This window comes from Candidatus Pelagadaptatus aseana, from assembly GCF_040362265.1.
In the GTDB taxonomy this organism is placed as follows: Bacteria; Pseudomonadota; Gammaproteobacteria; order Pseudomonadales; family Cellvibrionaceae; genus Pelagadaptatus; species Pelagadaptatus aseana.
Genome location: NZ_BAABNJ010000004.1, coordinates 382,064 through 406,341, shown reverse-complemented (window position 1 = coordinate 406,341; position 24,278 = coordinate 382,064). Strand labels below are relative to the sequence as shown.

The following is a 24,278-nucleotide window of genomic DNA, read 5'->3' as shown; positions in this document are numbered from 1 at the left end:
ATTGGTTTTCTATGCAATACGATAAATTTATTGAGCTGCACGAGCAGTTTCCTATTGGTCGCTATGAGGTGAATAGCCTGCAGTTGCTCGATCTGCTGTCGCATAAAGGCTTCACCGGAATTGAGTCACGGGTGCTACACATGGGCTCCTTTCCGCTGGATGCCGGTGAAGTAGCCAAGCGACTCAATCAGCACCCACGCCTGGATGGCATCAACATTACCTGTCTGGATGGCACCATCATTATCGATGAGCCGAACCACAGTCACGACTGATCCCTCTGCCCTGTCGCCAGATACCTATCAGGGCTGGCGTCAGGAGCAACTCTTCAGTAGAGCTGAAACCTTTTTTTCCGCCCTGCTCGCCGCTATTGGCAAAGCCCAGTACACCATTGACCTTGAAACCTATATTTTTGATTACGACCGAATTGGTCGTCAGGTCGTCGAAAGCCTGATTGCTGCACATCATCGAGGTGTGCGGGTCAGGGTTTTAATGGATGCAGTGGGAAGTTATCAATCCAGTACCGAAGCGGCCAACAAGCTTGAGCAGGCCGGCATTTCTGTCAAATTGTTTCACCCGTTGCCCTGGCAGATTCATCACTACCATCGTGCAGCAACCCGTCAGGGCCGAATGATCGATCAATTTTTGTATTTTTTTAGCCGTATCAATCAACGGGATCATCGCAAGCTCTGTATCATCGACAAATCTCAGTTATGGACTGGCAGTCTCAATATCACCCAGAAGCACTTGCAAAAAAGCAACGGCGGTGAAGGCTGGCGAGATTATGGGGTGCGCACCACCGGGGTATTGGTTGAGGAACTGGAAAACCATTTTGATGCCCTTTGGCATCGACGCAAAATCATCCGCAAGGAGGGGTTGTTTCGCCACTACTGGCACAACTACGACCTCTGGAGTCGGCGACGCAAAAACCAGTTGTTGTTGCGCCAGATCCGTGAAGCGACATCCAGAATCTGGATAGTCAGCGCCTATTTCGCGCCCTCTGCGTCAGTGATTCGAGCATTGAAACAGGCCAGAGCAAGGCAGGTGGACATCAAAATTCTGGTGCCCAGTCACTCTGACATCGGCATCTTTCCATTTCTTACTGCCACCTACTATACGGATTTGATTCAGGCGGGTATTGATATCTATGAATATCAACCAGGCGTGCTCCATGCCAAGGCCTTATTCATCGATAACAACTGCCTGATTGGCAGTACCAATTTCAATCATCGCAGCTTCCTGCACGACCTTGAATTGGATATCAGTCTGAACAAAACTGAAAGTAAGCAAGAGCTGGAACGCTTTTTTAAAGCGGATCTGCAGGCATCCAAAAAAGTCTCCATGGAGAAACCAAAATACGGCCTATATGGGAGACTGGTTGGCATGCTCGCACGCGTACTGCGCTATTGGATGTAACAACTGGTTATGCCAACCCAACAAGGAATGCGATGAACGATTTCAAAGTTCTCACTTACAACATCCACAAGGGATTCAATGCCCGTAATCGCCAGTTTATTCTCGACGAGATACGTCAGGCCATTCGTCTGACCAAAGCCGATATAGTGGCACTTCAGGAGGTTCAGGGATCCCATAAAGGGCATGCCGAGACAGTAGCAAACTTTCAGGAAGAGGCCCATTTTGAATATTTGGCCGACTCGGTTTGGCTCCATAATTCCTATGGCAAAAATGCCATTTATCAACAGGGGCATCATGGCAATGCCATGCTCAGTAAATTCCCCTTCCATCGAACCCACAACCACGACATAAGCCAGTGGTGGTTTTCCCAACGAGGCATCCTGCATGGGGAAATCATGGAAAACCTGCACATCGCCTGTGTCCATCTGGGCTTTCTTCCCTATGAACAAGCTCGCCAGATCCGACGTTTGCAGCACTGGCTGGATGACTCGGTGCCCCCCCAGGATCCGGTCATTATCATGGGGGACTTCAACGACTGGCATCATCGCCTGCACCGCTTTATGACAAACAAACTGGGCTTCAACGAGGCCAGCTGCTATTGCTCCCACAGCGGCTGGAAGAAACGACCAGCTCGCACCTACCCAGCCCATAAGCCGCGGCTGTCGATGGATCGTATCTATTATCGCCATTTGAAACTCAAAAGTTCGGACGTCTTGAGTGGCGACCCCTGGAATAAACTCAGCGACCACTGCCCCATCACGGCAAATTTTTCTTACATATAAGAGACAATTGGCTAAATCGCTCTCGCGCGTGAATATAAGCTCGCTGCTATACTGACAATCAGGTGTTCGCATTATCGAGCCATCCGCAATCGGGAGAGCCCTTCCCATTGGGACAGCCATGGGAGACCTTATCAGGTTTTCGCTGTTAAGCAGCTGCAATGGCCTTTCACGTGCAGTTTTCTGCCGGCACATTGCTTGAGACGCTCCACTAGCAGCCATTATTATCGGCTCGGTGCGAACACCGCCACCTCAAAAAACCGCTATACTGCCGCGACTTTCCCAAGAGCGGTGCCATGGATATATATCGAACCCAACACAAAAAGCGGCTGAGCTATATGCCTTGGCTGTATTTTTCCCTCAAGCCCAAGCATCGTGAATGGGCCGAGCTCTGGCAGCAGGAAGTTCAGCAGCAACTGCAGAGTGTGGAAACCGTATCCATCGAGCAAGGGTGTTTTATCGCACCAGAAGCGAACATCTTTGCCGAACCCGGGCGAGATATCATCATTGGTAGTGGCAGTCATATTGCTGCTGATTGCTTCTTACACGGTCCCATTCAACTGGGTAAAAACTGCAGTATCAATCGTGGTGTCACCATGGAAGGTGGTCGCTGTGGAATCCACGTCGGTGACAACACCAGAATTGCCGCCAATTGTTGCCTATACGCCTTTAACCACGGCATGGATGGTGCTCAGCTCATCCGTGAACAAGCCACCACATCCAAGGGCATAACGATCGGCAGTGACGTCTGGATCGGAGCCAATGTCTCGATTGTGGACGGCATCAATATCGGTAACGGTGCCATCGTTGGTATGGGCAGCGTGGTCACGCGGGATGTCCCTGCCAACACCAAAGTTGCCGGTAACCCCGCCCGTCCGATCGGCAGCCGTTAACCTGTCTGCCCCGGAAAACGCCAAAACTGACACCGGGTTTGATAACTTGAAACAAAAAGTCTGGTCGTGGTTCCACCCTAAAAAACAGGGTGTTAGTGTCTATGCTCCAAACGTAACCCCTTGATTCTAATAACTGCTTAATAGCGTAAGTGAGCAATGTAATGGCATTACCTGAGATTTTGACCAAAGGCCTGCGTATCCCTGCTGTCGCCTCACCCATGTTTATCGTATCAACCCCAGAATTGGTACTGGCACAATGTAAAGCCGGCATCATTGGCTCTTTCCCGGCACTGAATGCACGTGGCGAAGGTGAATTTGAACGCTGGCTGATTCGCATTACAGAAGAGCTGGATGCCTACAATCAGGCCAACCCGGATCAGCCCGCGGCCCCTTACGCCGTTAATCAGATCGTCCATGGCTCCAATCCGCGGCTGCATGAAGATCTGGAACTCTGTGTTAAATACAAGGTTCCCATCATGATCACATCACTTGGCGCCAAGCAGGAAGTCAACGATGCTGCTCACTCATACGGTGGTATTACTCTCCATGACATCATTAACAATACGTTCGCCAAAAAGGCCATTGCTAAAGGTGCCGATGGCTTGATTGCCGTTGCCGCCGGCGCCGGTGGCCATGCCGGCACCACCAGTCCGTTTGCGTTGATACAGGATATCCGCAGCTGGTTTAATGGCCCATTGCTGCTCTCAGGATCCATTGGTAATGGCGGAGCCATTTTGGCAGCGCAGGCCATGGGGGCCGATTTGGGTTATATCGGTTCGGCTTTTATCGCTACTGAGGAAGCCAACGCCGTGGCAGGCTATAAACAAATGATTTGTGACAGTGACGCCGAAGACATTGTTTACTCGAATCTGTTCACCGGCGTACACGGAAATTACCTCAAGCCGTCTATCACCAATGCCGGAATGGACCCGGAAAAATTACCTGAAGGCGATATTTCCACCATGAACTTTAACTCCGGTGGCGATCAAGACAGCAAGGTATGGAAAGACATCTGGGGCTGCGGTCAGGGTATTGGTGCCGTGAAGGATGTCGTGCCCACCGCAGAGCTGGTTGAACGGCTGATTCGAGAGTACGATGCCGCGAAGGCCCGTCTGAGCATCAGTTAACAGATACACGTCCAGTTGATTGAGGGCGGGCAATCCGCCCTTTTTGTGCTCAAAGCACTTTCCACTGTTGTTGTGTATCAATACCGAGCACTTTCAGCATTTTCTGAATATCGGTTTTCAATATCCGGTGCTCGGTAGAGGGAATCGTGGCAAGAAAGCGTGCCTGATGCTCAAGCGCCATAATGTTGATCTTTTCCAGTAACTCTTCACCGAGCTTGGTCAGGTAGATATTAACCACCCTGCGATCCAGTCCTTCACGTTTTCGAGTCACAAATTTTTTCTCTTCCAGACGATCGAGCAAACGGGTTACTGCTGAACGGTCCACCATAATGCCCGCAGCGATTTCAGCTGGCATGGCTCCGGATTGTTGCCCCAGATGATTCAGTACCAGCCATTGCGGCCAACTGATGGATTTTTCACCCAGTTGGTCTTTCAAAATATCATTAAAATCATCCTGCATCAGTTGCCCAAGTCGACTGAGCCAGAAAGTCAGAGTGTTTTGATAATTCATCATAATTCAAACTCCCCCTTGATTTTATAGGTCACACACAATCTCTGATTGCAATATCAATCTGTTCGATCAATATAGTTGATTAATCAACTATAGGATATTAAAAACACAACCGGGCTATGGTTGTTAAAAATATGTAGTAAACAGACCCTCAAGCCTCTACTGCGTACATCAAAACGCTGTGAGGGTCGGGACTAAGGATTACTGACCGCTAATCCAGAAGACACAGGTGGTAACAAAGATTGCAATAAGAGCCACTGCTGCAATTGCATCAGCCGCACTGTCACCTGAGTCACGCATTTCAATTTCATCGTTCATTATTATTATTCTCCTGTTGGTCAAATTGTTTGTTGTTATCGTTATAAATCAAGCGCTTAGGACCTGACGATTCTAAACATAGTACATTTTATTCTAATAGCCAGTATTGCTAGACCTTTTACAACAGATTTAGAATCGCGCTCCAGCATTATTATCCGGGTTATGGCGCCTTGCAAACCCTTAGGTGTTGATATGCAAGGCATTTCTTAGTGAATTGCTGTAGTATGTGCGCCCTTGTGATTGGTGAGGACCGGGCACGTCTGATACACAGATGTGCACTCAAACCTCCCATAACGCTGTAAATTCGACTTTATCCAGGCTTACCCATGTACAAATACGACGAATACGACAACACGATCATACGTGACCGTGTCGCCCAGTTTCGCGGACAAACCGAGCGTTATCTGGCCGGAGAACTGAAGGAAGAGGAATTTCTTCCTTTGCGCTTACAGAACGGTTTGTACGTTCAGCGACTGGCTCCGATGCTGCGAGTCAATGTCCCCTACGGCATGATCAACAGCACCCAATTGAGAAAAGTAGCCCATATCGCACGTCACTATGACAAGGGTTATGTCCATATCAGTACCCGTCAGAACATACAGTTTAACTGGCCTGAGCTGGCTGAAGTGCCTGACATCCTCAGCGAACTGGCTGATGTCGAGATGCACGCTACCCAATCCAGTGGCAGCTGTATTCGTAATGTGACATCCGATCAGTTTGCAGCAATCAGCAGTGACGAATCCGTTGACCCTCGCCCCTACTGTGAAATTATCCGTCAATGGTCGTCTTTTCATCCTGAATTTGCGTTCCTGCCTCGCAAGTTCAAAATTGCGGTGACCGGTGCCAGTGAAGATCGCGCTGCCGTGCAGGTACACGACATTGGCCTGCAAGTACTGAAAAACGATTCAGGTGACTATGGCTTCCGCGTATTTGTCGGTGGTGGCTTGGGCCGCACCCCGGTGATCGGTACCGCCATCAACGAGTTCGTGGCAGAGCAGGATATTCTGACTTACCTGGAAGCCATCCTGCGCATCTACAACCAGATTGGTCGTCGTGACAACAAGTACAAGGCCCGCATCAAGATTCTGGTCAAGGCGCTGGGTGCAGACGCCTTTAAAGAAAAAGTTGAAGCCGAATGGCAACGCATCAAGAACACCGCACTTGCCTTGACTGCCGAAGAAATCGATCGTGCCAAGAGCTTTTTTACTGAGCCCGCCTATAAAACCATCGATGACTCTCAGGTTCAGGGCGAACTCAATGAGAAAAGCCAAGATCATGCAGCCTTTGGCAAATGGTTGAGCCGCAATGTGCGCTCTCACAAAGTCCCTGGTTACGCCGCTGTGACCTTGTCACTGAAACCTACCGGTGTGGCCCCCGGTGACATTACCGACAACCAGCTTGAAATCATTGCCGATCTGGCTGATGAGTTCAGCTTTGGCGAGGCCCGCACCACTCACGAGCAGAATATTGTTCTGGGTGACGTTGAAAAAGCCCGCCTGTTTGAGCTCTGGGAAAAATTGCGTGCAGCCGGTTTCGCCACCGCCAACATCGGTACATTGACCGATATGATCTGCTGCCCTGGCGGTGACTTCTGCAGTCTTGCCAACGCCAAATCCATTCCTATTGCCGAATCCATCCAGAGACAGTTCGATAATTTGGACTATCTCTACGATCTCGGTGATCTGGATCTGAATATTTCCGGTTGTATGAATGCCTGTGGTCATCACCACATTGGTCATATCGGCATCCTGGGTGTCGACAAGAAAGGACAGGAATTTTACCAGGTACAGCTCGGCGGTAATGCCGGTACCGACGCCAGTCTTGGCAAAGTGCTTGGGCCTGCGTTTGGAGCAGAAGAGATGCCTCAGGTGGTCCAGACTTTGATTGATACATTTGTGGCCTCTCGCGTTGAGGGTGAGCGTTTTATCGATACCTACAAGCGTATCGGCCTGCAACCATTTAAGGAGAAGGTATATGCCAAAGCTGATTAAAGATGGTGTTGTAGCGACCGATCAATGGCAGCTGCTTACCGAGATCGAAGATGGCTCCTCACTGCCTGCCGGTAACATCATTATTCCAGTCAATGTCTGGCTGGAATCTCGTGAAGCCCTCGCTGAGCGTAAAGCTGAGGTGGGTGTATGGCTTAACAGCGATGAGCTGGCCGATACTCTGGGTGAAGCCGCTGCGGAACTGCCGTTGATTGCACTGAACTTCCCAACCTTTATGGATGGACGTGGTTTCTCTACCGCCCGCTTGCTGCGTGATGCCTATGGCTTTTCCGGCGAACTCAGAGCCATTGGCGGGATTATTCGCGATCAGCTGTTTTATCTGAAACGCTGCGGCTTTGACAGCTTCAGTCTGGCAGACGACATTGATGCCGAAGCGGCGATTGCCAGTTTTAGTGACTTCAGTGAAACCTATCAAGGTGCTGAAGATCAGAAACTGCCTCTTTTCCGCCGTAGAGGCTAAAGCCCCCCGAAATATCCCAAAAAGTGTGTTAGGGTCTGTTTAAACCCTTAGAATTTAGTCTGAACAGACCCTGATGCACGACTCCCTATTTCAATCGTTTTTTCTTATCTTCAGTGGTGCGGCCATTATTGCGTCGCTGGCACTTTACACCCGCCAACCCCTGTTGGTTGCCTATATTGTTCTCGGCGCCCTACTCGGGCCCTATGGCATGGGTTTTATCACCGACATCAATTTGATTGTTGAGATAGCCCATATAGGCATCATTTTTCTGCTGTTTCTGTTGGGATTAGACATGCAGCCCAAGGCGTTATGGAGTGTTTTGCGCCAGGCCATCAGTGTTGGTTTAATCAGCTCTTTCGTATTCGCAGCAACCGGTTACGCTATTGGCCATATTTTTGGATTCACCCATGTGGAGAATCTGGTTATTGGTATGGCCATGATGTTCTCCAGCACCATCATCGGCATCAAATTGCTGCCAACCACAGTGCTGCACCATCGTCATACCGGTGAACTGATGATTGGCTTGTTATTGATGCAGGATTTTCTGGCAATTCTGTGTCTGATGATATTGCTCAGCGGCAATTTAGGTGAACTCGATCTGACCCAATTTGGCTATACCCTCGCCTCACTGCCTTTGTTGATCGGTTTTGCCTATGGTTTTGTAAAATTGATTCTGTTGCCATTGATACACCGTTTTGATCGCCTTCATGAGTATATCTTTCTGCTGGCGATTGGTTGGTGTCTGGGACTGTCTGAGCTGGCTCATTATATGGGGTTGTCGTCGGAAATCGGGGCTTTTATTGCCGGCATCAGCATTGCAACCAGTCCGATATCGCAATACATAGCGATTAATTTAAAACCGCTTCGGGATTTCTTCCTAATTCTGTTTTTCTTTTCAATCGGGGCACAATTCAATTTACCCCTATTGCCCGAGGTACTGCTCGCCACCGTAACACTGGCCACCATCATTCTGATCATCAAACCGGTTACGTTTCGTTTTTTGCTCAGAAGACACAGCGAGAAAGACAGCCTGGCCTGGGATATTGGGTTTCGACTTGGACAAATCAGTGAATTCTCATTGTTGATCGCTTTTGTCGCGACCAACGCATCTCTGATCGGTGAGCGGGCTTCTCTGCTAATTCAGGCCACAGCCATCACAACCTTTTTGATATCGAGCTACATCGTGATATTCAATTATCCAAACCCGATTGCTGTAAGCGATAAATTGCGAAGGGATTGAGTCAGAGGGGCAATGCCTAAGATAACAGACTTTACAGCAGTCTGAGGACAAAAAAGACTGCTGTAAGCGGGCTTATTAATCCGTCAATTTAACAATATAACGACCCAGTGCATGGCCGTTATATATCTGCTGCAGGTGTTGTGGCGCCTGCTCCAGGCTGATTTCTGCCGCCATACTCCCCAATTGATCCAACTTTAACTCGTCGGCCAACATCTGCCATGCTTCAGCTTTTACCGACAAAGGCAGCTCAACACTGTCAATCCCCAGCAAATTGACATTGCGTAGGATAAAAGGGAAAACGTTACCCTTGAGACTGGCATCCGCCGCCAGACCACAGGCAGCCACACTGCCACCATAATTCAGGGATTTAATCACGGTGAACAAATAATCGCCGCCAAGACAATCTACAGCGTGAGCCCATTGTGGCTTAAGCATGGGCTTGGCCGCCAGTTCATCGAGACTTTTGCGATCAATCAATTTGGTCGCACCCAACGAAGTGAGCATTTCATTGGAGTCCAGTTTGCCGGTCACAGCCGCAACGCGAAATCCTTTCTTGGCCAGCATCGCAATCGCCATGGTGCCAACTCCGCCCGTAGCGCCAGTGACCACCACTTCACCATCTTCGGGTTGCGCCCCCATTACCAGCAGCTTTTTAAGGCACAGTGCCGCTGTCAGGCCCGCAGTTCCATAAATCATGGCCTCTCTGAGGGTCAGCCCCTCCGGCAAGGGAACAGCCCACTCGGCTGGTACCCGTATGTATTGCGCCAGACCGCCATTGGTATTCATACCCAGATCATAACCAGTGACAATGACCTGATCGCCCTCAGAAAAACGCCCTGACCCATCACTGACTACAACACCTGAGGCATCAATTCCCGGGGTATGTGGATAGGTTTTGGTCACCCCCCTGTTGCCATGCGCAGACAATGCATCTTTAAAATTAAGAGATGAATAGTGCACTTCAATCAACAGCTCGCCTTCAGGCAAGTCATCGACAGATTGCTCCTGCAGGTTCATGGAGAAGTTATTTTCTTCCTCCTCAATCACACGCAGAGCTTTAAATACGGTCATGGTGGGCAATCCTTAAACGGAAATACATCAGGAGAAAAAGCGCGAGCTTTGCAAACGCTCCAGCCAATTCAACACAAAACGGTCTACGGCCGATTCGGCCGCCATACCAAAACGCTCGGGCAACGACTTTTTCAGAACGTAGCTGATCTCATAGATATCGGTCTGTTCTGATTTATCCATCAGATATTCATCGCTTGTGGCCAGTTCATCAACTAGCTTTTGGTCTAAAGCCCTGCTGCCAAACCAGACATCACCATTGGCGACGGCATCAATATCCAGCTGCGGACGATGCTCTTTGACAAACTGTTTGAACAGGTCGTGGGTATCTTCCAGATCTTCGAGAAACTTTTCCCGGCCTTTATCGGTATTCTGGCCAAACATGGTCAAGGTGCGCTTGTGCTCACCGGCCGTCAGCAATTCGAAATCGATGTCGTTTTTCTTCAGCAGGCGATGAAAATTGGGTAACTGAGCCACCACGCCAATAGACCCCATTATGGCAAAGGGCGCAGCCAGGATTTTGTCCGCGACACAGGCCATCATATAGCCGCCACTGGCCGCTACTTTATCGACACAAACCGTCAGCGGTATGCCCTTTTTCTTGATGCGATCCAACTGGCTTGAGCCCAAACCATAACTGTGAACCATACCGCCAGAACTTTCCAAGCGAACCACCACCTCGTCCTTTTCAGTAGCCATGGTCAACAGACTGCTGATTTCCTCACGCAGACTGTCAACGGCAGAAGCCTTAATGTCACCATGAAAATCAATCAGAAAGGTCCTGGGTTTAGCTTCTGCTTCTTTGTTAGCGTTATCTTTAAGTGCTTTTTTCTGCTGTTTCTTCTCTTGCTTGAGCTGTTTCTTTAATTCATCCGGGTCGATAATCGCCTCACGCATGATGTCGCGTTGCTCATCGAAGCGTTCATTGAGTTTAACCACGTCAATATGGCCTTTTGGCTGAGACTTCTGGCGCTGGCCAAGAGCCACCATGCTGCCCACTACTACCAGAATGGCAATTACCAATGTCACGGATTTAGCCAGAAACAGGCCATATTCAGTCAAAAACTCCAAAACTTACTCCATTCAAATTAAAGATTACTGCCAACGGCTGACGGCAGTTTGAGCCCGTTCATTCAGCGGACGAGCCTCGAGACCGGATTGTGTCAAAACAATCTCATAAAGGGCGCCATCGCTCATGGGGACAAAAGCGGCGGTACCGTAAAAGGTTTCAAGCCATTTAAGATGCTGATTAAACTGCTGACATAAAGCCCAGACATCAATGGCCAAATAGCTGGGGTTAAGAGCATAAGCAGTCCTCTCGGCGTTACGCTCTTTTTCAAAGGAATAATAGCGTCCCGAGAGCCTGTCGAGCCGATATCCAGGTTTGAAGCCCATTGAGGCCATTGCCGGGGACCACTTGAAAATACGCACATCGAGCTGCCATTGATCCCCTTTTAGCTCATAAACGCTTTCATCGCCCTGTCGATTCACCACAGTGGACTGGAAATGCTGATCATCAAGCTGTTCAAAACTGATAGTCGCTATGGATTTGCCATCCTCAATCTCTTTATAACGATAGACATCCCAGGCTACCAGTAGTGACAGGGCAGACACGATTAACAACAGTAATCCGAAGGTTCCCCGTAGCCACCCTAGAAACCAGCCCTTCCGCAGTAAGAGTTTGGAGGCGACAAGACAAACCACTCCTCCCAAGATCACAATAATAATGGCAGCAATGTCATACAGCATGGAACGATTCAAACTCCGTTGAATGGGCGGTTACTGAAAACGGTTCACAAAACCCCTGATGAGCTGGCCGGACAGGGTACCCTCGGGGGGAATAAGCGGCAGATCATCATATCGATACCAGTTGGCCTCGGCGATTTCTAGGCCATCAACCTCAATTTCACCGGATTGGTATTCGGCGTGAAAACCAATCATCAACTGACTTGGAAAGGGCCAACTCTGACTGCCAAAGTAACTCATGGGGCCAACATCAATATTGACCTCTTCTTTAACTTCACGAGCCAAAGCCGCCTCCAGAGTTTCACCCGCCTCGACAAAACCGGCCAGAGCACTGAAATAGCGTGCCGGGAATTGAGGGTTGTGCGCCAGCAGGCAGTATTCATCGCGCGTGACAACGGTGATGACACAGGGAGACAATCTGGGATAGAACTCAAGTCGACAGGAACCACAGACTTTTGCCCGTTCGTTGTTGTGAGGCTGGGTCTCTGCACCACAGCGACCACAAAAACGGTGATCTCGATCCCAGGTTACTACCTGCAGCGCCCGTGCAGCGATTTCATACATGGTGGGGCTCAGGCCACTTAACAATGCCCTTAAACCATCCCAGAAATAACCGGGAATGATTTCTTCATGAGTGATTTCCACCACGTAACAGGAAGCTGGTCCCAGCTCGCCCAGATAGTGGACCTGAGCATCCGGTTGTGGATTGAGAAAGCGCCACTGGCCGGCATGGATTGGCTGCCACAAATAATCTTCAGCCACCAGTAATTGCCCCTTACAAATAGGGATGTAGAGACGATCACCAGTATTTCCGCCTGAGCTAGCCTCGGCAATAACTCCCGGAACAAACGGTCCTGAGAGTGTCATTGATCGGCCCCTTCAACCTTATACCCCAAGGCTTCAAGACTGTTCTCCGCAATAGTGAGAACGGAATCATCGGCTTCAAGATCCATTCTCAGACTATCGAGATAATATTCCAGTCCAATAATGGCATCGGCAAAGGTTTCCAGTAACTGCTGCATGGCAACGGCGTGATTGCCATCAATCAGGGTCTGCTCTACAAAATCGACACACCCGGCCACAACCGCAGCGGCGCGATTGAGATTCAGGACAATCAGGCCGCCACGAACCGAATTCAGGGTCGAGGTAACATTCTGGATATGAGCGCTGTCATAGTTTGATTCCGAATAGGAACTCAATGCTCTCTTGATAAGCGCCAGGCCTGACTCAGCCTCCTGGATAACCAATAACTCGGCCTCTGCCAGCTGGGTTGAGGCAATAACCTCACGCCGTGCCAGAGAGTTGGCCATATTCAGCTCTTCATCCGATAGATTGAGTTTTTCGAGGCCGGAAATAGTGCTCTCTACGTACAGAAGTGCGTCGGCCACTTCGATCAATTCACGGGCATCGGTTGGCTCATTGGAGGCTTTCCAGTGTTCTATTTTGACCAATTCTTCCTTGAGGGTGTTGCTGGCCGACACCAGTCCCACCACGGACAGAATATCCGCCACTTTCGTGAGTGTTTGGATCAACTCATCGTAATCGGCGATCCCGTCCTGCCCCATTTGCGAGGCATTTTCGAGAATCTCTTTGGTGCTGCGCAGTTCATCTTTTAAGACAGCCGCCATGGAAGAAACAGTATTGGCACTTGGCCCTCTCATGGATTCACTTTCTTTGCGCAGCAGATCTTCGCTGTACTCGAGTGGCGCTGTGCCAAACGCTTGCAACACTTCTCGGGCGTGATCAGTTGGCTCCTTGGCCAATGCAATGATGTAGACCAGACCCGTCAATAATGCCGGGTTAGGCTTTTGATCCAATGCTTCGCTGCCACGCACCTGCAACTGCTTAAGTGAGCGGTCAATTGAGCTGAGCAGCAATTTGCGGTTTTTGGTGACATCCATACTGTCCTGCTGCATAACAGCCAGCGCATTAGAACCGGCCCATGTCAGCAAGCTGAACTCCCTGTCACAACACAAAGCATCGATACGCAGCAGTGCACGCTGCATGATCATCAACGCATTTTTCGGCTGCTTGCCCTGAAGCACATTCAACAATCCGACCTGATACATATGGCGCAGCCGCTTAACCAAATCAATAAAGTTATCTGGCAGTTCACTTACCTGATTGGAATTGGCCTGACGCCTGGCCGAATCGGAGTTAATCGAGAAAAAAGCAGAATCCGGCATCAGTGGTTGCTGCAGCTCTTCCCGAATGCTGTTGATATACGGGATCAACAGCACGGGTAAAGCGCGTCGGGTTTGCTGAACGTATTCCAGGTAGCGAGGCAGTATGAAAAATGCTCCGGTAATGACATTGAGCAAACTATCCGAGGGAGAGCCTGTTTTTTGAATGGATCGGGTTGCCTCCAGAATTTCAGTAGCGAGGGCCTCGCCACCGGGGAGCTGTATCAGTTTGAGAGTACCCGTTATCTGTTCTATCGCGGCGATACAGCTCGCAAGAGCCTCTTCATCACCCTGATTTAAGACAAATTGTTCGAGCTTGCCGGCAGCCTGCTCAATGGTAATCACCAATTCATCGCTGACCAGTTGCAGCGAATTCAAATTGACCAATTCACCCTGTGCCACAAAATTATCCTTATCATTGTTGTCTGTCGGCTTTACTCATCCCCAAAAACCAAGGCTGGTATTACCGGTTGGTTCCATCAATTCTGCTATCGGAATGCTTGAGCTGTAGCCCTTCAGAACTACTATAGCTTCCCCGACTCATTTTTTGTCTATACTCTCAAAAATATTCTCAAAAAGCACTTTGATCTCATTGAAAAGGTTGAATTTTTTTGAAATCAGAGTAGCTTTCGCCCTGCTTTGAAAACCGCGCCAATAATACACATCGGTCTTTTGGGCTAAAGGCAGACAGGTACGACCATATCTATCCTTTCAGCACGCAAGCCCGATGATGCAAAAACTAAAGGAATCACTATGGATCAGTCTTATGGCAGCGCCTTTACCAAGAACTTTCTTGGGCCAGCTCCCGGCTGGTATAAAAAGGCCATTCTGGCTTTTTTGGTCATCAATCCCATCCTGCTTTACACCGTCGGTCCATTTGTAACCGGCTGGGTATTGATCGCAGAGTTTATTTTCACTCTGGCAATGGCACTGAAATGCTACCCTTTACAACCTGGCGGCCTGCTGGCCATTGAGGCTGTTATTCTTGGAATGACCTCTTCCGAGTCTGTTTTTCATGAAGTGGAAGCCAATATTGAAGTAATTCTGTTACTGGTCTTTATGGTAGCCGGCATCTTCTTCATGAAAAACCTGCTTTTGTATGTCTTTACCAAGATTCTGATTGGTATACGTTCAAAGTCCATGTTGTCACTGCTGTTCTGTTTGGTTTCGGCTGTTTTGTCCGCCTTCCTGGATGCTTTAACCGTAACGGCTGTACTGATTAGCGTGTTTGTTGGTTTCTATACCGTTTACCACAAGGTCGCCTCTGGTAAAAAACAGCACCATGATCACGATCACGGCAACGACTCGGAAGTTATCGAATACCACCGCGAAGATCTCGATGGCTTTCGTAAATTTCTGCGCAGTCTGGTGATGCACGGCGCCGTGGGTACAGCACTGGGGGGTGTTTGTACTCTGGTTGGTGAACCACAGAACCTGTTGATCGCTGAAAAAGCGGGCTGGGACTTTATTGAATTCTTTATGCGTATGGCCCCTATTACCATGCCCGTACTGGTGGCAGGACTGGTCACCTGCCTGGCACTGGAAAAATTCAAATGGTTTGGTTACGGAGCTGAATTACCTGAGTCTGTTCGCAAGGTTCTGGTTCAGTTTGCCGAAAAACAGGATCAGAAGCGCACCAAGCGTGAAACCATGCAATTGGCCGTTCAGGCACTCACCGCGGTTTTACTGGTATTTTCCCTGGCCTTCCATGTGGCACCGGTTGGCCTTGTTGGCCTGATGATCATCGTTATCCAGACCGCCTTTAATGGCGTTGTCGAGGAGCATCAGATTGGTCATGCCTTCGAGGAGGCCCTGCCGTTCACGGCATTGCTGGTAGTCTTTTTTGCAATCGTTGCAGTAATCCACGATCAACATCTGTTCAATCCGATCATCGTGGCTGTATTGGCAATGGAAGAAAGCATTCAGCCCGCCATGTTCTTTGTTGCCAATGGCGTATTGTCCATGATCAGTGACAACGTATTTGTCGCAACCGTGTACATCAATGAGGTGAAAGCCGCTCTGGATGCGGGTGACATCACTCGCGATCACTTTGAAAAGCTGGCCATCGCAATCAACACAGGCACCAACCTGCCAAGTGTGGCAACCCCTAACGGTCAGGCTGCTTTTCTGTTCCTGCTGACCTCCGCACTGGCCCCACTGATTCGCCTCTCATATGGCACTATGGTGGTTATGGCACTGCCCTACACCATCGTTTTAAGCGCTGTGGGCGTCTACTTTGTAAGCACGACACTCTGATACCAACTGCTTAGAAACAAAAAAGCCCCGAACTCCGGGGCTTTTTTAGTCTCACACTCTGCTTTGCTGCGGCTGCAGTAAAGCCTAAGCGGCTCTTCTTTAACCTGATTTTACAGCGATTTATCTAGTCAGCTGACCAGAGACAACTGCCACCAGATGCCTTATCCAGTGATGCCAGTTTGTTGTTGTGCAGTTCAACTTCTTCGGCAGTCGCTGTAACGACCTTTAACGCGGGTCTGCTAACATTCAACCGCTGAACAAGCCCTCCAGCAGAACCGGCATCGGCCTCACTCTCATCATCACTATCACCTGCCAGCAACAAATTGCGCTGACCGCCAGTCATATACAGGTAAACGTCGGCGAGAATCTCGGCATCGAGCAATGCCCCGTGCAAATCACGCTGGGAGTTATCTACCCCGTAGTGTTTACACAAGGCATCCAGATTATTTTTCTGGCCAGGCCTTTTTTGCCGGGCCATAACCAGAGTATCAACAACACCACAGTAGTTCTCTATGGGTTGAAAGTCCGAAGCCCCCAACAGGTTGAATTCATGATTGATAAATCCAACATCAAAGGGAGCATTGTGGATGACCAACTCGGCGCCGTTGACAAAATCCAGGAATTCCCGGGCAATTTGGCTAAAAACAGGTTTGTCGGCCAAAAACTCATTACTGATACCGTGAACCGCAATGGCACCTTCATCCACTTCACGTTGTGGCTGAATATACTGATGATAGTGACGACCGGTCAGTTTGCGATTAACCAGTTCTACACAACCGATTTCAATGATACGGTGCCCCTGCGAAGGCTCCAGACCTGTGGTTTCTGTATCGAGTACAATCTGTCGCATAAATCTCTACTTAAATCTTTTCAATGCCTTGATTGGCCAACGTATCGGCAATCTCGTTCTCTCTGTGACCGGAATGCCCCTTCACCCAACGCCAGTCAATCTGGTGCCGAGCACTTTCTTGATCCAAACGTTGCCAAAGATCCGCATTTTTTACCGGTTTCTTGGCTGAAGTCTTCCAACCATTTCGCTTCCAGTTGACCAGCCACTGGGTAATGCCCTGCCTGACGTATTGAGAGTCGGTAGTCAAAACTACCCGACAGGGTTGCTTCAGAGCGGCCAGCGCCTCAATGGCAGCCAAAAGCTCCATTCGGTTATTGGTGGTTTCGGCCTCGCCACCACACAGCTGCTTTTCAACATCGCCATAACGCAGCAGTGCGCCCCAACCTCCTGGCCCCGGGTTACCTTTACAGGCGCCATCGGTGAAGATCTCAACGGTTTTCAACGAGTTTTCCTTTTGTTACTTGCCACTGGCCTATCACCGGAATGCGTTGCCAGCGAACTTGGGGGCGCTACTTTACCAGATGGTTCGACCAAACCAACAGAAGGTTTACCAACTGCCAACCCGGAAACCGGCCTGAAACCTTCCCAACGGGTTTTGATCGGCGTCATAGTCAACCGCTCTTTGCGTGCAACCAGTATGTAATATCCACCTACAGGAAGACGACTGCGGCGACACAGCCCCTCCCAAAAACCGGATTTATCCAATACCTTCTGGCTCTGCACCGGCGCACTGAAAAAGCCCTGATGGTACTCTACGGTTTCGAGCTCAAGCAGATGCAGCCAGTCCTTTACCCTGCCACGAGGTAAGGTATTCCTGCGCCAGAACCAATCGCGACTGAACAGACGCGAAAAGAAACCGAATAAACCCATCAAACTGTAGGGATTAAAGCCCACTACCACCAGATGGCCTCTTGGGATCAATACCCGACTGGCTTCGCGCAACAGCTGATGCGGGTGCTGGGAATAATCCAGTGCGTGATGCAATATGGCCACATCAATGCTTTCACTGGCGAAAGGTAACTGTTCAAACCGTGTGATCACAGATGCGTCATTGGTGCCGGCTTGTGTCACGCAGAAACGCTGATTAATTCGGCTCGAGCGACTCAGATCAGATTGAGCAAAGGCGGACAATTCCAGCAAATGATAACCAAATAAGGTAGACAGGACCTGATCCAGCTGTTCCTGTTGTTGACCAAAGAAGGCATTGGCCAAAGGCTTCCTTGACCAGCATTCCAATGCCGTCTGAACCGGCTCAGGTTCCCCCGGGCGATTCCTGAGAAGCAGCCAGTCCAAACATTTGTTAATAAAACGATTGTCAGCCACAACCTACTCCAAGGCTCGTGAATATTCAGGCATAATCATCGTTATGCCGACCAGACAGGTTACACCTATGAAGATAATTACTCTTCCCGCTTTTAATGACAACTATATCTGGCTATTTCACGCAGAAAACTCAAACCAAGCCTACGTTGTAGATCCCGGAGATGCAGCCGTTGTCGAACAGGCACTGCAGCAACATAATCTGGTATTGGCTGGGATTCTGGTCACTCATCACCACTTCGATCATACCGGGGGGATTGAAGCCCTGTGTGAAGACCGAAACATACCGGTGTATGGCGGACAAGCCAGTGAAGTAACCTGTCTGACACACAAATTCGAGGAAGGTCAAAAACTTCATCTCGACCAAGATTTGGAGTTTCAGATTATTGACGTGCCGGGGCACACAATGGACCACATCGCTTTTTATAGCGCAGAAAGTAAAACCCTGTTTTGTGGTGACACTCTGTTTGTAGCCGGTTGCGGCCGCTTATTTGAAGGCTCGGCAGCACAGATGCGCCACTCCCTGGAGAAATTGGCCAAACTTCCTACGGATACAAAAATCTACTGTGCCCACGAATATACTCAAGCGAACCTGCAGTTTGCGCTTGCAGTAGAGCCTGACAATCTGGCCATTCGTAAAAAGATTGAACACGTAAATGAGTTACGTGAACAGGATTGTCCCAGCGTACCAAGCACACTGGCTGATGAGCTGGCCACCAATCCGTTTCTAAGATCTGATCAACCTGCTGTTGTCGAGCAGTCGTACAACAGGGAAGGTAATAGCAATCTTAATATTGATCAGGTTTTTGCCAGCATTCGCGGCTGGAAGGACAGTTTTTGAGACCAGCATCGCACTTTTTGATGTGATTGGCGCCATGCCCCAGCTTATGGTTTGACCCTCGGAGGCTGGCTCCGTAGAATTCCCCGGAAACACTTGGGGTTCCTGTCGTCACTATGACACGCATTACTTTTCTGTTCTCAATACTGGCAGTTTTCAGCCTCGTCGGCTGCGTTCAAACAAACCATACCTCCAAAGTCGGTCACAAACAGGCCAATGACATTGAGAAGCTGCTGTCACAAGCCGAAATTGACAAACTCTGCCGTACCACCCACGTCGAACTCGAAAGCTTCCGCGCGGACGATTATGATCTTTTGTGGGACAGAATTCGCGCGGGCTATGGTCTGAAATACCAGCAACACCCCCGCATCGACAAACACCTCAGCTGGTATCGTAAGCACCCTTCCTATATCAAAAGAGTCACTGAGCGGTCCGAGAGATACCTCTTCTATATCGTGGAACAGGCTGAACAGCGCAATATGCCTCTGGAGTTGGCTCTATTACCCGTTGTTGAAAGTGCCTTTGATCCATTTGCCTATTCCCATGGCAGCGCTTCAGGAATGTGGCAGTTCATCGCCAGCACCGGTAAGCACTTTGGTCTGGAACAAAACTGGTGGTACGACGGCCGCCGCGATGTAATGGCTGCAACGGATGCCGCTCTCGACTTTCTGACAAGCCTGCACCGTCGTCTGGATAACGACTGGCTTTTGGCATTGGCTGCCTACAACGCCGGCGAAGGTAACGTCAGAAAGGCGATACGACGCAATAAAAATGCAGGCAAGCCAACCGACTTCTGGTCCTTGCGTCTGCCTAAAGAAACCAAAGCCTACGTACCTCAGCTTCTCGCCCTGTCAAAGGTGGTTATGAGCCCTGAGCAACACGGCGCCGAATTAACCCCAGTGGCTAATAAGCCCTACTTCGAAGCGGTTGATACCGGTTCACAAATTGACCTGGCTCAGGCCGCTCAACTGGCAGAGATTAGCATTAATGATCTCTACAAGCTCAACCCCGGCTTTAATCGCTGGGCAACCGCCCCGGATGGCCCTCATCGCTTACTGGTTCCAGTTGAGAAGGCTGAGACCTTCCGTAGTAACCTCAATGGTGTACCACCGGAACAACGCCTGAGCTGGAAGCGCTACATTATCAGAGACGGAGACTCGCTGATTTCCATCGCCAAAAAATTCAACACTCAGGTATCGGTTCTAAAAGACACTAATAATCTCCGAGGCAACACCATACGCGCCGGTAAAGCCCTGATGATTCCAGTTGCCTCAGCAAGCCAGAACAGTTACGCATACAGTCAGTCACAAAGAGTGAAAAAACAGGCTGACAGATACCAGGGCCGCGCGGGAAATCATAAAATTGAATATCGGGTGCGCCCCGGTGACAGCCTCTGGAACATAGCCAGAAAATACAACGTCAGCGTGCGTGCATTAGCCAAGTGGAACAGCATGGCACCCAAGGATACCTTGAGAGAAAATCAGAAGTTGGTTATTTGGACCAACAACAAGCAACTGGCGAGCACGGTTCCGTCCCCAAAAGGCATCATTCGCAAAGTATCCTACCGCGTTCGTAACGGCGACTCTCTGGCAAGAATCGCGGGCAAATTCAATTTATCGGTAACGGATATTGCCCGCTGGAACCCGGTGGATACCAAGAACTATATTCACCCAGGGCAGTCTCTCACCCTGTTCGTGGATGTGACCCGTATCAATTAGCCCGCCACATCACTAGCGACTACTGGCCAACATCTGCAGGCTCATCTGGGTCTGCAGCATAAAATGACGAAAGCTTTGAAATTGCTCCTCACTGATTTGTGATTCCAACTTCCAGCGGTCGGCATAAAACATTGCAATACATCGACTGCCAATAAATATCCCGGAGATCAGGCCAGAAAACTCCCCACCCATGACCGCTTTTATTTCAGGGGAAAACAGGTGCTTGGGAGCATCAGCAGATTGCATGTTAATCCACAGTGGACCCTTGGTGCGCATGGCTCGTGTAAACAGATTTTCATCCAGCCGTGAAACAGAAAAATCGAACTCTTTACGCCAACTCTCAGTACCTTCACCCAAAACAAACTTGGCCTGAATCCTGTCATTGTGAATAAAGCATAAAGCGACTCTTTCCAGCCCGACGCCTCGATGCAGTCCTTCCAGAACCATTTGAAAAATGGCATTCACATCGAGGTTTTCCATCAGGGCATTGGACAGTTCCCGCAGGATATTCAGCTGTAATTGCGGGTCGGCCTGCATGGGCTGAAAACCCTCATCGCTGAATTCAACCCCGTCCGATACCTTACGACCGGGGATCAAATGGCAGACCCGGGCCGCACCATAAGTCAAAGCGACACTGGAGGCCTCGTCGGCAGCGTCAAGTATCGATTTTTTTGTGTCCGCCAAACTCAATCCGCTGAAACGTGAAATACGTTTGGTAGCCTCCATGGCATCGGGAGATTCCCAGCCATTGATGGCTGCCTGGCTCAGCTGTTGCGCTAAAATGACAGCCGCCACTTTAGGAGACGGTTTACTGGGTGGGTACAATGACTGGATCAGCGTATCGCCCAGATTCCAGTTTTCTGCAAGTGACCGGGAAATGGATTTAAAACTGCATCCCAGCACAGCGTCTGTGGCTTCTCTTACAGGGGTACCCTGAGCCAACTGCTGCTCCAACTCTTCAACAGCGCCTTTACCACAGGACCAAAAGGCCATTTCTCCAAGGTTATAAAGTAAGGCCGCAATAAAAACTTCTTCCTGAACTTCTGCGTCTGTTCGGCGCACGAGATGTCTTGCCTGAACCGCTGCATGAAAAGCGCATGCCATTTGCTCCAGCAGCCGCTCTCGTGGCTCCTTACCCAACAGCGAATCAATCACCATGACGCTGATACAAATCGCTCTGACGCCGTTAAAGCCAATCAGTACAATAGCCCGGCTAACGGTGTTAATTGGATAATTTGAAGGGTTGTAGTGCACACTGTTGGCGATGCGCAGCACCTGTGAAGTCAGATTGGCGTCTTTTAAAATCACTTCTGCCAACTGATTTACATCGGCTTCATCATTACCGGTAAGATCATTTAATTCTTTAACAATACCAGCCAATACTGGCATATCACGCTTGGATAATTGCTCAACCCAAGCGTCTCGACCCTTGATCGTCATAAAAAGCCCCTGAGTAATAACAACAGTGTAGACAAAAAAGCCGCACGACCAACTGGTCGTACGGCTTTTAAGAGCAGATAATCGATGACTAAGGCTGTCACGAACAGCCTTAACCGAACACGATTAATAGACAGTGACCTCTGCAGCGGAACGCTTCTCAGTTTCAAACAGGCTCAACTCCGTTGCTCCCTGTTGCTGATTGACTGATTGCTGCAATCCAAGTTGTTGCTGTTCATCCAACTCGGGCAATTCTCCTTTTTTAACACCATTCAACATAATCACAGCCCAGTCACCATCATTGAGCTGTACTGAACCAACACTGGATTGCTGTTGAGGTTTGCTCATGGCAAATACATACCCAAGTAATTCACCGGGATAACCTGGCTGGGCACGATTGGCATCGATGGCAGCCTGCCATTGAAAATCATTCTGTGTGGCGATGGTTTCGATGTCTGAGCCATCACGCAATTGTTGCTCAATATCAGCAGACAACTGTTCAAGCTCGGCGCTGGCCCTTTGGCTGACCAGAATCTGTTTCACTTCGGCCGCCACATCCTCAAAGGGTTTAACCGCGGAAGGCTTATGTTCAGAAACTCGCAGAACAACCACGTGGTCATCACCGAGTTCGATTAAATCGGTGATCTGGCGATCCTGGAGAATTTCATCACTGAAAGCCATCGCCAGAACCTGATTATTGGAAGTAATACCCTCACCACCTACCCTGCCGAATAAGCCGGAAGTTTTCACTTCAAGGCCCAATTCATCAGACGCTGCAGACAAATCTTCGGCGTTGTAAGTAGCATCCGGGAGAGCATCTAAAAGTTCGACAAAAACACTTTCAGCTTCTGCCAGAGCAATTTCTGCACGGATAGCATCGTAACTTTCTTCCAGTGATGGGGCTTCAGCCTGTTGAATGGAAAGCAGTTTGATAAAATGAGTCCCCGCCTCTGTTTGGATAGGCCCAGACACTTCTTCCAATTCCAGCGCAGCAAGAGCAGCTTCAAATGACTCCGGGAAGGTTGAGCCATCGGTTACACCCAGATCACCGCCCATTTCACGAGACCCTAAGTCATCAGAATACTCAGAGACCAGAGTTTCAAAGCTGACCCCTTCTGCTAATTTCTCTGTGACTTCTGCCACCGTTTGCTGGTGAGAATCGTCCTCTTTGTCTTCAATCAGAATATGGGCCGCCTGACGCAGCGCACTGCCAGTGAAAGATTTAAGATTTTCCTGGTATTGTGCGGCAATATCGGCTTCAGCCACGTCAACGCCATCGGCCAGTTCATCCAAACTCAGCTCAATGTATTCAATAGCAATCATCTCTTTGCTCATAAATCGAGCCTGATTACTTTCAAAATAATCTTTGATATCAGCATCAGTAACTTCAATTTCATCACTGATTGCAGCCTGAGATAAGGTCAGGTAATTGAAGCTTCTGGTCTGCTGCGACAGGGCAATGAGATCTTCGATATCCTGACTCGTCATAAATGCAGTATCAGTAATACCAGAAATATGTTGCCTGACTAAGATATCCTGAGCCAATAACTGCTTATATGTGGTGGGAGTAAAACCACTGGAACGCAGCAACTGTTTGTATAATTCCGGATCAAATTTACCCGCTTGTTGGAACTGCGGGGATAATACGATTAGCTGATCGAGCTGGCTGTCGGCCACAATCATGCCGCCCCGCTCTGCTGATGTTTCGATAATTTCACGTTGAACCAAACGCTCAAGAACCGGTGGGCGAAGATTTTCATCACTCAGTAATTCTACTGGTGCCTGTTCACCGTATTGCTGCAACAATTGTTGTTTCTGATTGCGAACCGCTCTGGACAAATCAACTTCGTAAATGGGGTTACCATCTACCTCTGCAGCTTTACCCACGGTGTTATCTTGCAGAAACAAAGAATCGACACCAAACAAGGCAAAGGGAATAATCATCAGACCAACAACGATAACGGCCAAGGTTCCCTTTAGATTATCTCTAAACGTTTGAAGCATACGGACCTCAAGAAAAAAACTGCATTTAGTACCTATAAAAAAAGCGCATCACTGATGCGCCTTTTTATAATTCAAGCTTGAATGAAATCAACCATGCAAGCTTGAACA

At 49.3% G+C, this 24,278-nt stretch carries 22 protein-coding genes; 11 read left to right on the top strand and 11 right to left on the bottom strand.

The genetic code is table 11. The features are described 5' to 3' along the window. The first annotated feature begins 11 nt into the window (after nucleotides 1-11). The 5 genes from ACPXV9_RS08440 (at nucleotide 12) to ACPXV9_RS08420 (ending at nucleotide 4,212) form a co-directional block, all read left to right on the top strand. On the top strand, nucleotides 12-272 hold the full coding sequence (locus ACPXV9_RS08440) for a hypothetical protein (protein ID WP_423896011.1): 261 nt from the start codon (nucleotides 12-14) through the stop codon (nucleotides 270-272). Then, nucleotides 247-1,413 carry a phospholipase D-like domain-containing protein gene (locus ACPXV9_RS08435; RefSeq protein ID WP_423896010.1) on the top strand — a complete coding sequence of 389 codons (1,167 nt, stop codon included), beginning with the start codon at nucleotides 247-249 and terminating at the stop codon, nucleotides 1,411-1,413. Before ACPXV9_RS08440 ends, ACPXV9_RS08435 begins: the two co-directional genes overlap by 26 nt. 32 nt (nucleotides 1,414-1,445) lie before the next feature. Next, a complete protein-coding gene (locus ACPXV9_RS08430) occupies nucleotides 1,446-2,195 on the top strand; it encodes an endonuclease/exonuclease/phosphatase family protein (protein WP_423896009.1) in 750 nt (249 codons plus the stop codon). A 293-nt stretch (nucleotides 2,196-2,488) separates the two neighbouring features. Then, a complete protein-coding gene (locus ACPXV9_RS08425) occupies nucleotides 2,489-3,085 on the top strand; it encodes an acyltransferase (RefSeq protein WP_423896008.1) in 597 nt (198 codons plus the stop codon). A 161-nt stretch (nucleotides 3,086-3,246) separates the two neighbouring features. Continuing rightward, nucleotides 3,247-4,212 (top strand): NAD(P)H-dependent flavin oxidoreductase, encoded by a 966-nt coding sequence (locus tag ACPXV9_RS08420; protein WP_423896007.1) that lies wholly within the window; start codon nucleotides 3,247-3,249, stop codon nucleotides 4,210-4,212. A 49-nt stretch (nucleotides 4,213-4,261) separates the two neighbouring features. Here ACPXV9_RS08420 and ACPXV9_RS08415 read toward each other — a convergent pair whose 3' ends face one another. Then, entirely contained in the window at nucleotides 4,262-4,726 is a 465-nt protein-coding gene (locus tag ACPXV9_RS08415) for a MarR family winged helix-turn-helix transcriptional regulator (protein WP_423896006.1), read from the bottom strand. Nucleotides 4,727-5,367: 641 nt separating this feature from the next. Between ACPXV9_RS08415 and ACPXV9_RS08410 the strand changes: the two genes are divergently transcribed. The 3 genes from ACPXV9_RS08410 (at nucleotide 5,368) to ACPXV9_RS08400 (ending at nucleotide 8,750) form a co-directional block, all read left to right on the top strand. Further along, complete coding sequence (locus ACPXV9_RS08410) at nucleotides 5,368-7,032, top strand: nitrite/sulfite reductase (RefSeq protein WP_423896005.1); 1,665 nt, start codon at nucleotides 5,368-5,370, stop codon at nucleotides 7,030-7,032. Then, the gene (locus ACPXV9_RS08405) at nucleotides 7,016-7,510 is read left to right on the top strand and encodes a DUF934 domain-containing protein (protein ID WP_423896004.1); all 495 of its coding nucleotides are present in this window, start codon (nucleotides 7,016-7,018) and stop codon (nucleotides 7,508-7,510) included. The genes ACPXV9_RS08410 and ACPXV9_RS08405 overlap by 17 nt, the downstream gene beginning before the upstream one ends. A gap of 73 nt (nucleotides 7,511-7,583) precedes the next feature. After that, nucleotides 7,584-8,750, top strand: a complete 1,167-nt coding sequence (locus ACPXV9_RS08400) for a cation:proton antiporter (RefSeq protein WP_423896003.1) — start codon at nucleotides 7,584-7,586, stop codon at nucleotides 8,748-8,750. Nucleotides 8,751-8,825: 75 nt separating this feature from the next. Here the strand turns inward: ACPXV9_RS08400 and ACPXV9_RS08395 are convergent, their stop codons facing one another. From ACPXV9_RS08395 to ACPXV9_RS08375, 5 genes are all read right to left on the bottom strand, one after another. Further along, a complete protein-coding gene (locus ACPXV9_RS08395; protein ID WP_423896002.1) occupies nucleotides 8,826-9,821 on the bottom strand; it encodes a YhdH/YhfP family quinone oxidoreductase in 996 nt (331 codons plus the stop codon). Nucleotides 9,822-9,848: 27 nt separating this feature from the next. Further along, nucleotides 9,849-10,889 carry a protease SohB gene (gene sohB, locus ACPXV9_RS08390; RefSeq protein ID WP_423896001.1) on the bottom strand — a complete coding sequence of 347 codons (1,041 nt, stop codon included), beginning with the start codon at nucleotides 10,887-10,889 and terminating at the stop codon, nucleotides 9,849-9,851. A gap of 24 nt (nucleotides 10,890-10,913) precedes the next feature. After that, the gene (locus tag ACPXV9_RS08385; protein WP_423896000.1) at nucleotides 10,914-11,441 is read right to left on the bottom strand and encodes a cation/multidrug efflux pump; all 528 of its coding nucleotides are present in this window, start codon (nucleotides 11,439-11,441) and stop codon (nucleotides 10,914-10,916) included. A gap of 156 nt (nucleotides 11,442-11,597) precedes the next feature. Further along, on the bottom strand, nucleotides 11,598-12,431 hold the full coding sequence (gene nudC / locus ACPXV9_RS08380; RefSeq protein WP_423895999.1) for an NAD(+) diphosphatase: 834 nt from the start codon (nucleotides 12,429-12,431) through the stop codon (nucleotides 11,598-11,600). Next, nucleotides 12,428-14,149: a pilus assembly protein gene (locus ACPXV9_RS08375; protein WP_423895998.1), complete on the bottom strand. Its 1,722-nt coding sequence runs from the start codon at nucleotides 14,147-14,149 to the stop codon at nucleotides 12,428-12,430. The genes nudC and ACPXV9_RS08375 overlap by 4 nt, the downstream gene beginning before the upstream one ends. 351 nt (nucleotides 14,150-14,500) lie before the next feature. On the opposite strand from ACPXV9_RS08375, the gene nhaB reads away from it, so the two are divergent. Beyond that, a complete protein-coding gene (nhaB, locus tag ACPXV9_RS08370) occupies nucleotides 14,501-16,003 on the top strand; it encodes a sodium/proton antiporter NhaB (RefSeq protein WP_423895997.1) in 1,503 nt (500 codons plus the stop codon). Nucleotides 16,004-16,127: 124 nt separating this feature from the next. Here the strand turns inward: nhaB and dnaQ are convergent, their stop codons facing one another. From dnaQ to ACPXV9_RS08355, 3 genes are read right to left on the bottom strand one after another with little or no spacing between them, the layout of a single operon-like run. Further along, nucleotides 16,128-16,853, bottom strand: a complete 726-nt coding sequence (gene dnaQ / locus ACPXV9_RS08365; RefSeq protein WP_423895996.1) for a DNA polymerase III subunit epsilon — start codon at nucleotides 16,851-16,853, stop codon at nucleotides 16,128-16,130. A gap of 10 nt (nucleotides 16,854-16,863) precedes the next feature. Further along, entirely contained in the window at nucleotides 16,864-17,295 is a 432-nt protein-coding gene (rnhA, locus tag ACPXV9_RS08360; RefSeq protein ID WP_423895995.1) for a ribonuclease HI, read from the bottom strand. Next, on the bottom strand, nucleotides 17,292-18,176 hold the full coding sequence (locus ACPXV9_RS08355) for a class I SAM-dependent methyltransferase (protein WP_423895994.1): 885 nt from the start codon (nucleotides 18,174-18,176) through the stop codon (nucleotides 17,292-17,294). The genes rnhA and ACPXV9_RS08355 overlap by 4 nt, the downstream gene beginning before the upstream one ends. A 67-nt stretch (nucleotides 18,177-18,243) precedes the next feature. On the opposite strand from ACPXV9_RS08355, the gene gloB reads away from it, so the two are divergent. Continuing rightward, nucleotides 18,244-19,014, top strand: coding sequence for a hydroxyacylglutathione hydrolase (gene gloB / locus ACPXV9_RS08350; RefSeq protein ID WP_423895993.1), 771 nt, complete (start codon nucleotides 18,244-18,246; stop codon nucleotides 19,012-19,014). A gap of 113 nt (nucleotides 19,015-19,127) precedes the next feature. Next, complete coding sequence (locus tag ACPXV9_RS08345; RefSeq protein WP_423895992.1) at nucleotides 19,128-20,729, top strand: LysM peptidoglycan-binding domain-containing protein; 1,602 nt, start codon at nucleotides 19,128-19,130, stop codon at nucleotides 20,727-20,729. Between the two features lie 12 nt (nucleotides 20,730-20,741). Here ACPXV9_RS08345 and ACPXV9_RS08340 read toward each other — a convergent pair whose 3' ends face one another. Then, complete coding sequence (locus ACPXV9_RS08340) at nucleotides 20,742-22,169, bottom strand: HDOD domain-containing protein (protein ID WP_423895991.1); 1,428 nt, start codon at nucleotides 22,167-22,169, stop codon at nucleotides 20,742-20,744. 123 nt (nucleotides 22,170-22,292) lie between these two features. Next, a complete protein-coding gene (locus ACPXV9_RS08335; RefSeq protein WP_423895990.1) occupies nucleotides 22,293-24,170 on the bottom strand; it encodes a SurA N-terminal domain-containing protein in 1,878 nt (625 codons plus the stop codon). Nucleotides 24,171-24,278 lie beyond the last annotated feature (108 nt).

Coding starts and splice junctions, on each gene's coding strand:
- ACPXV9_RS08440 (WP_423896011.1), top strand. CDS start 12: ATGCAATACGATAAATTTATTGAGCTGCACGAGCAGTTTCCTATTGGT.
- ACPXV9_RS08435 (WP_423896010.1), top strand. CDS start 247: ATGAGCCGAACCACAGTCACGACTGATCCCTCTGCCCTGTCGCCAGAT.
- ACPXV9_RS08430 (WP_423896009.1), top strand. CDS start 1,446: ATGAACGATTTCAAAGTTCTCACTTACAACATCCACAAGGGATTCAAT.
- ACPXV9_RS08425 (WP_423896008.1), top strand. CDS start 2,489: ATGGATATATATCGAACCCAACACAAAAAGCGGCTGAGCTATATGCCT.
- ACPXV9_RS08420 (WP_423896007.1), top strand. CDS start 3,247: ATGGCATTACCTGAGATTTTGACCAAAGGCCTGCGTATCCCTGCTGTC.
- ACPXV9_RS08415 (WP_423896006.1), bottom strand. CDS start 4,726: ATGATGAATTATCAAAACACTCTGACTTTCTGGCTCAGTCGACTTGGG.
- ACPXV9_RS08410 (WP_423896005.1), top strand. CDS start 5,368: ATGTACAAATACGACGAATACGACAACACGATCATACGTGACCGTGTC.
- ACPXV9_RS08405 (WP_423896004.1), top strand. CDS start 7,016: ATGCCAAAGCTGATTAAAGATGGTGTTGTAGCGACCGATCAATGGCAG.
- ACPXV9_RS08400 (WP_423896003.1), top strand. CDS start 7,584: ATGCACGACTCCCTATTTCAATCGTTTTTTCTTATCTTCAGTGGTGCG.
- ACPXV9_RS08395 (WP_423896002.1), bottom strand. CDS start 9,821: ATGACCGTATTTAAAGCTCTGCGTGTGATTGAGGAGGAAGAAAATAAC.
- nudC (WP_423895999.1), bottom strand. CDS start 12,431: ATGACACTCTCAGGACCGTTTGTTCCGGGAGTTATTGCCGAGGCTAGC.
- nhaB (WP_423895997.1), top strand. CDS start 14,501: ATGGATCAGTCTTATGGCAGCGCCTTTACCAAGAACTTTCTTGGGCCA.
- dnaQ (WP_423895996.1), bottom strand. CDS start 16,853: ATGCGACAGATTGTACTCGATACAGAAACCACAGGTCTGGAGCCTTCG.
- gloB (WP_423895993.1), top strand. CDS start 18,244: ATGAAGATAATTACTCTTCCCGCTTTTAATGACAACTATATCTGGCTA.
- ACPXV9_RS08345 (WP_423895992.1), top strand. CDS start 19,128: ATGACACGCATTACTTTTCTGTTCTCAATACTGGCAGTTTTCAGCCTC.
- ACPXV9_RS08340 (WP_423895991.1), bottom strand. CDS start 22,169: ATGACGATCAAGGGTCGAGACGCTTGGGTTGAGCAATTATCCAAGCGT.
- ACPXV9_RS08335 (WP_423895990.1), bottom strand. CDS start 24,170: ATGCTTCAAACGTTTAGAGATAATCTAAAGGGAACCTTGGCCGTTATC.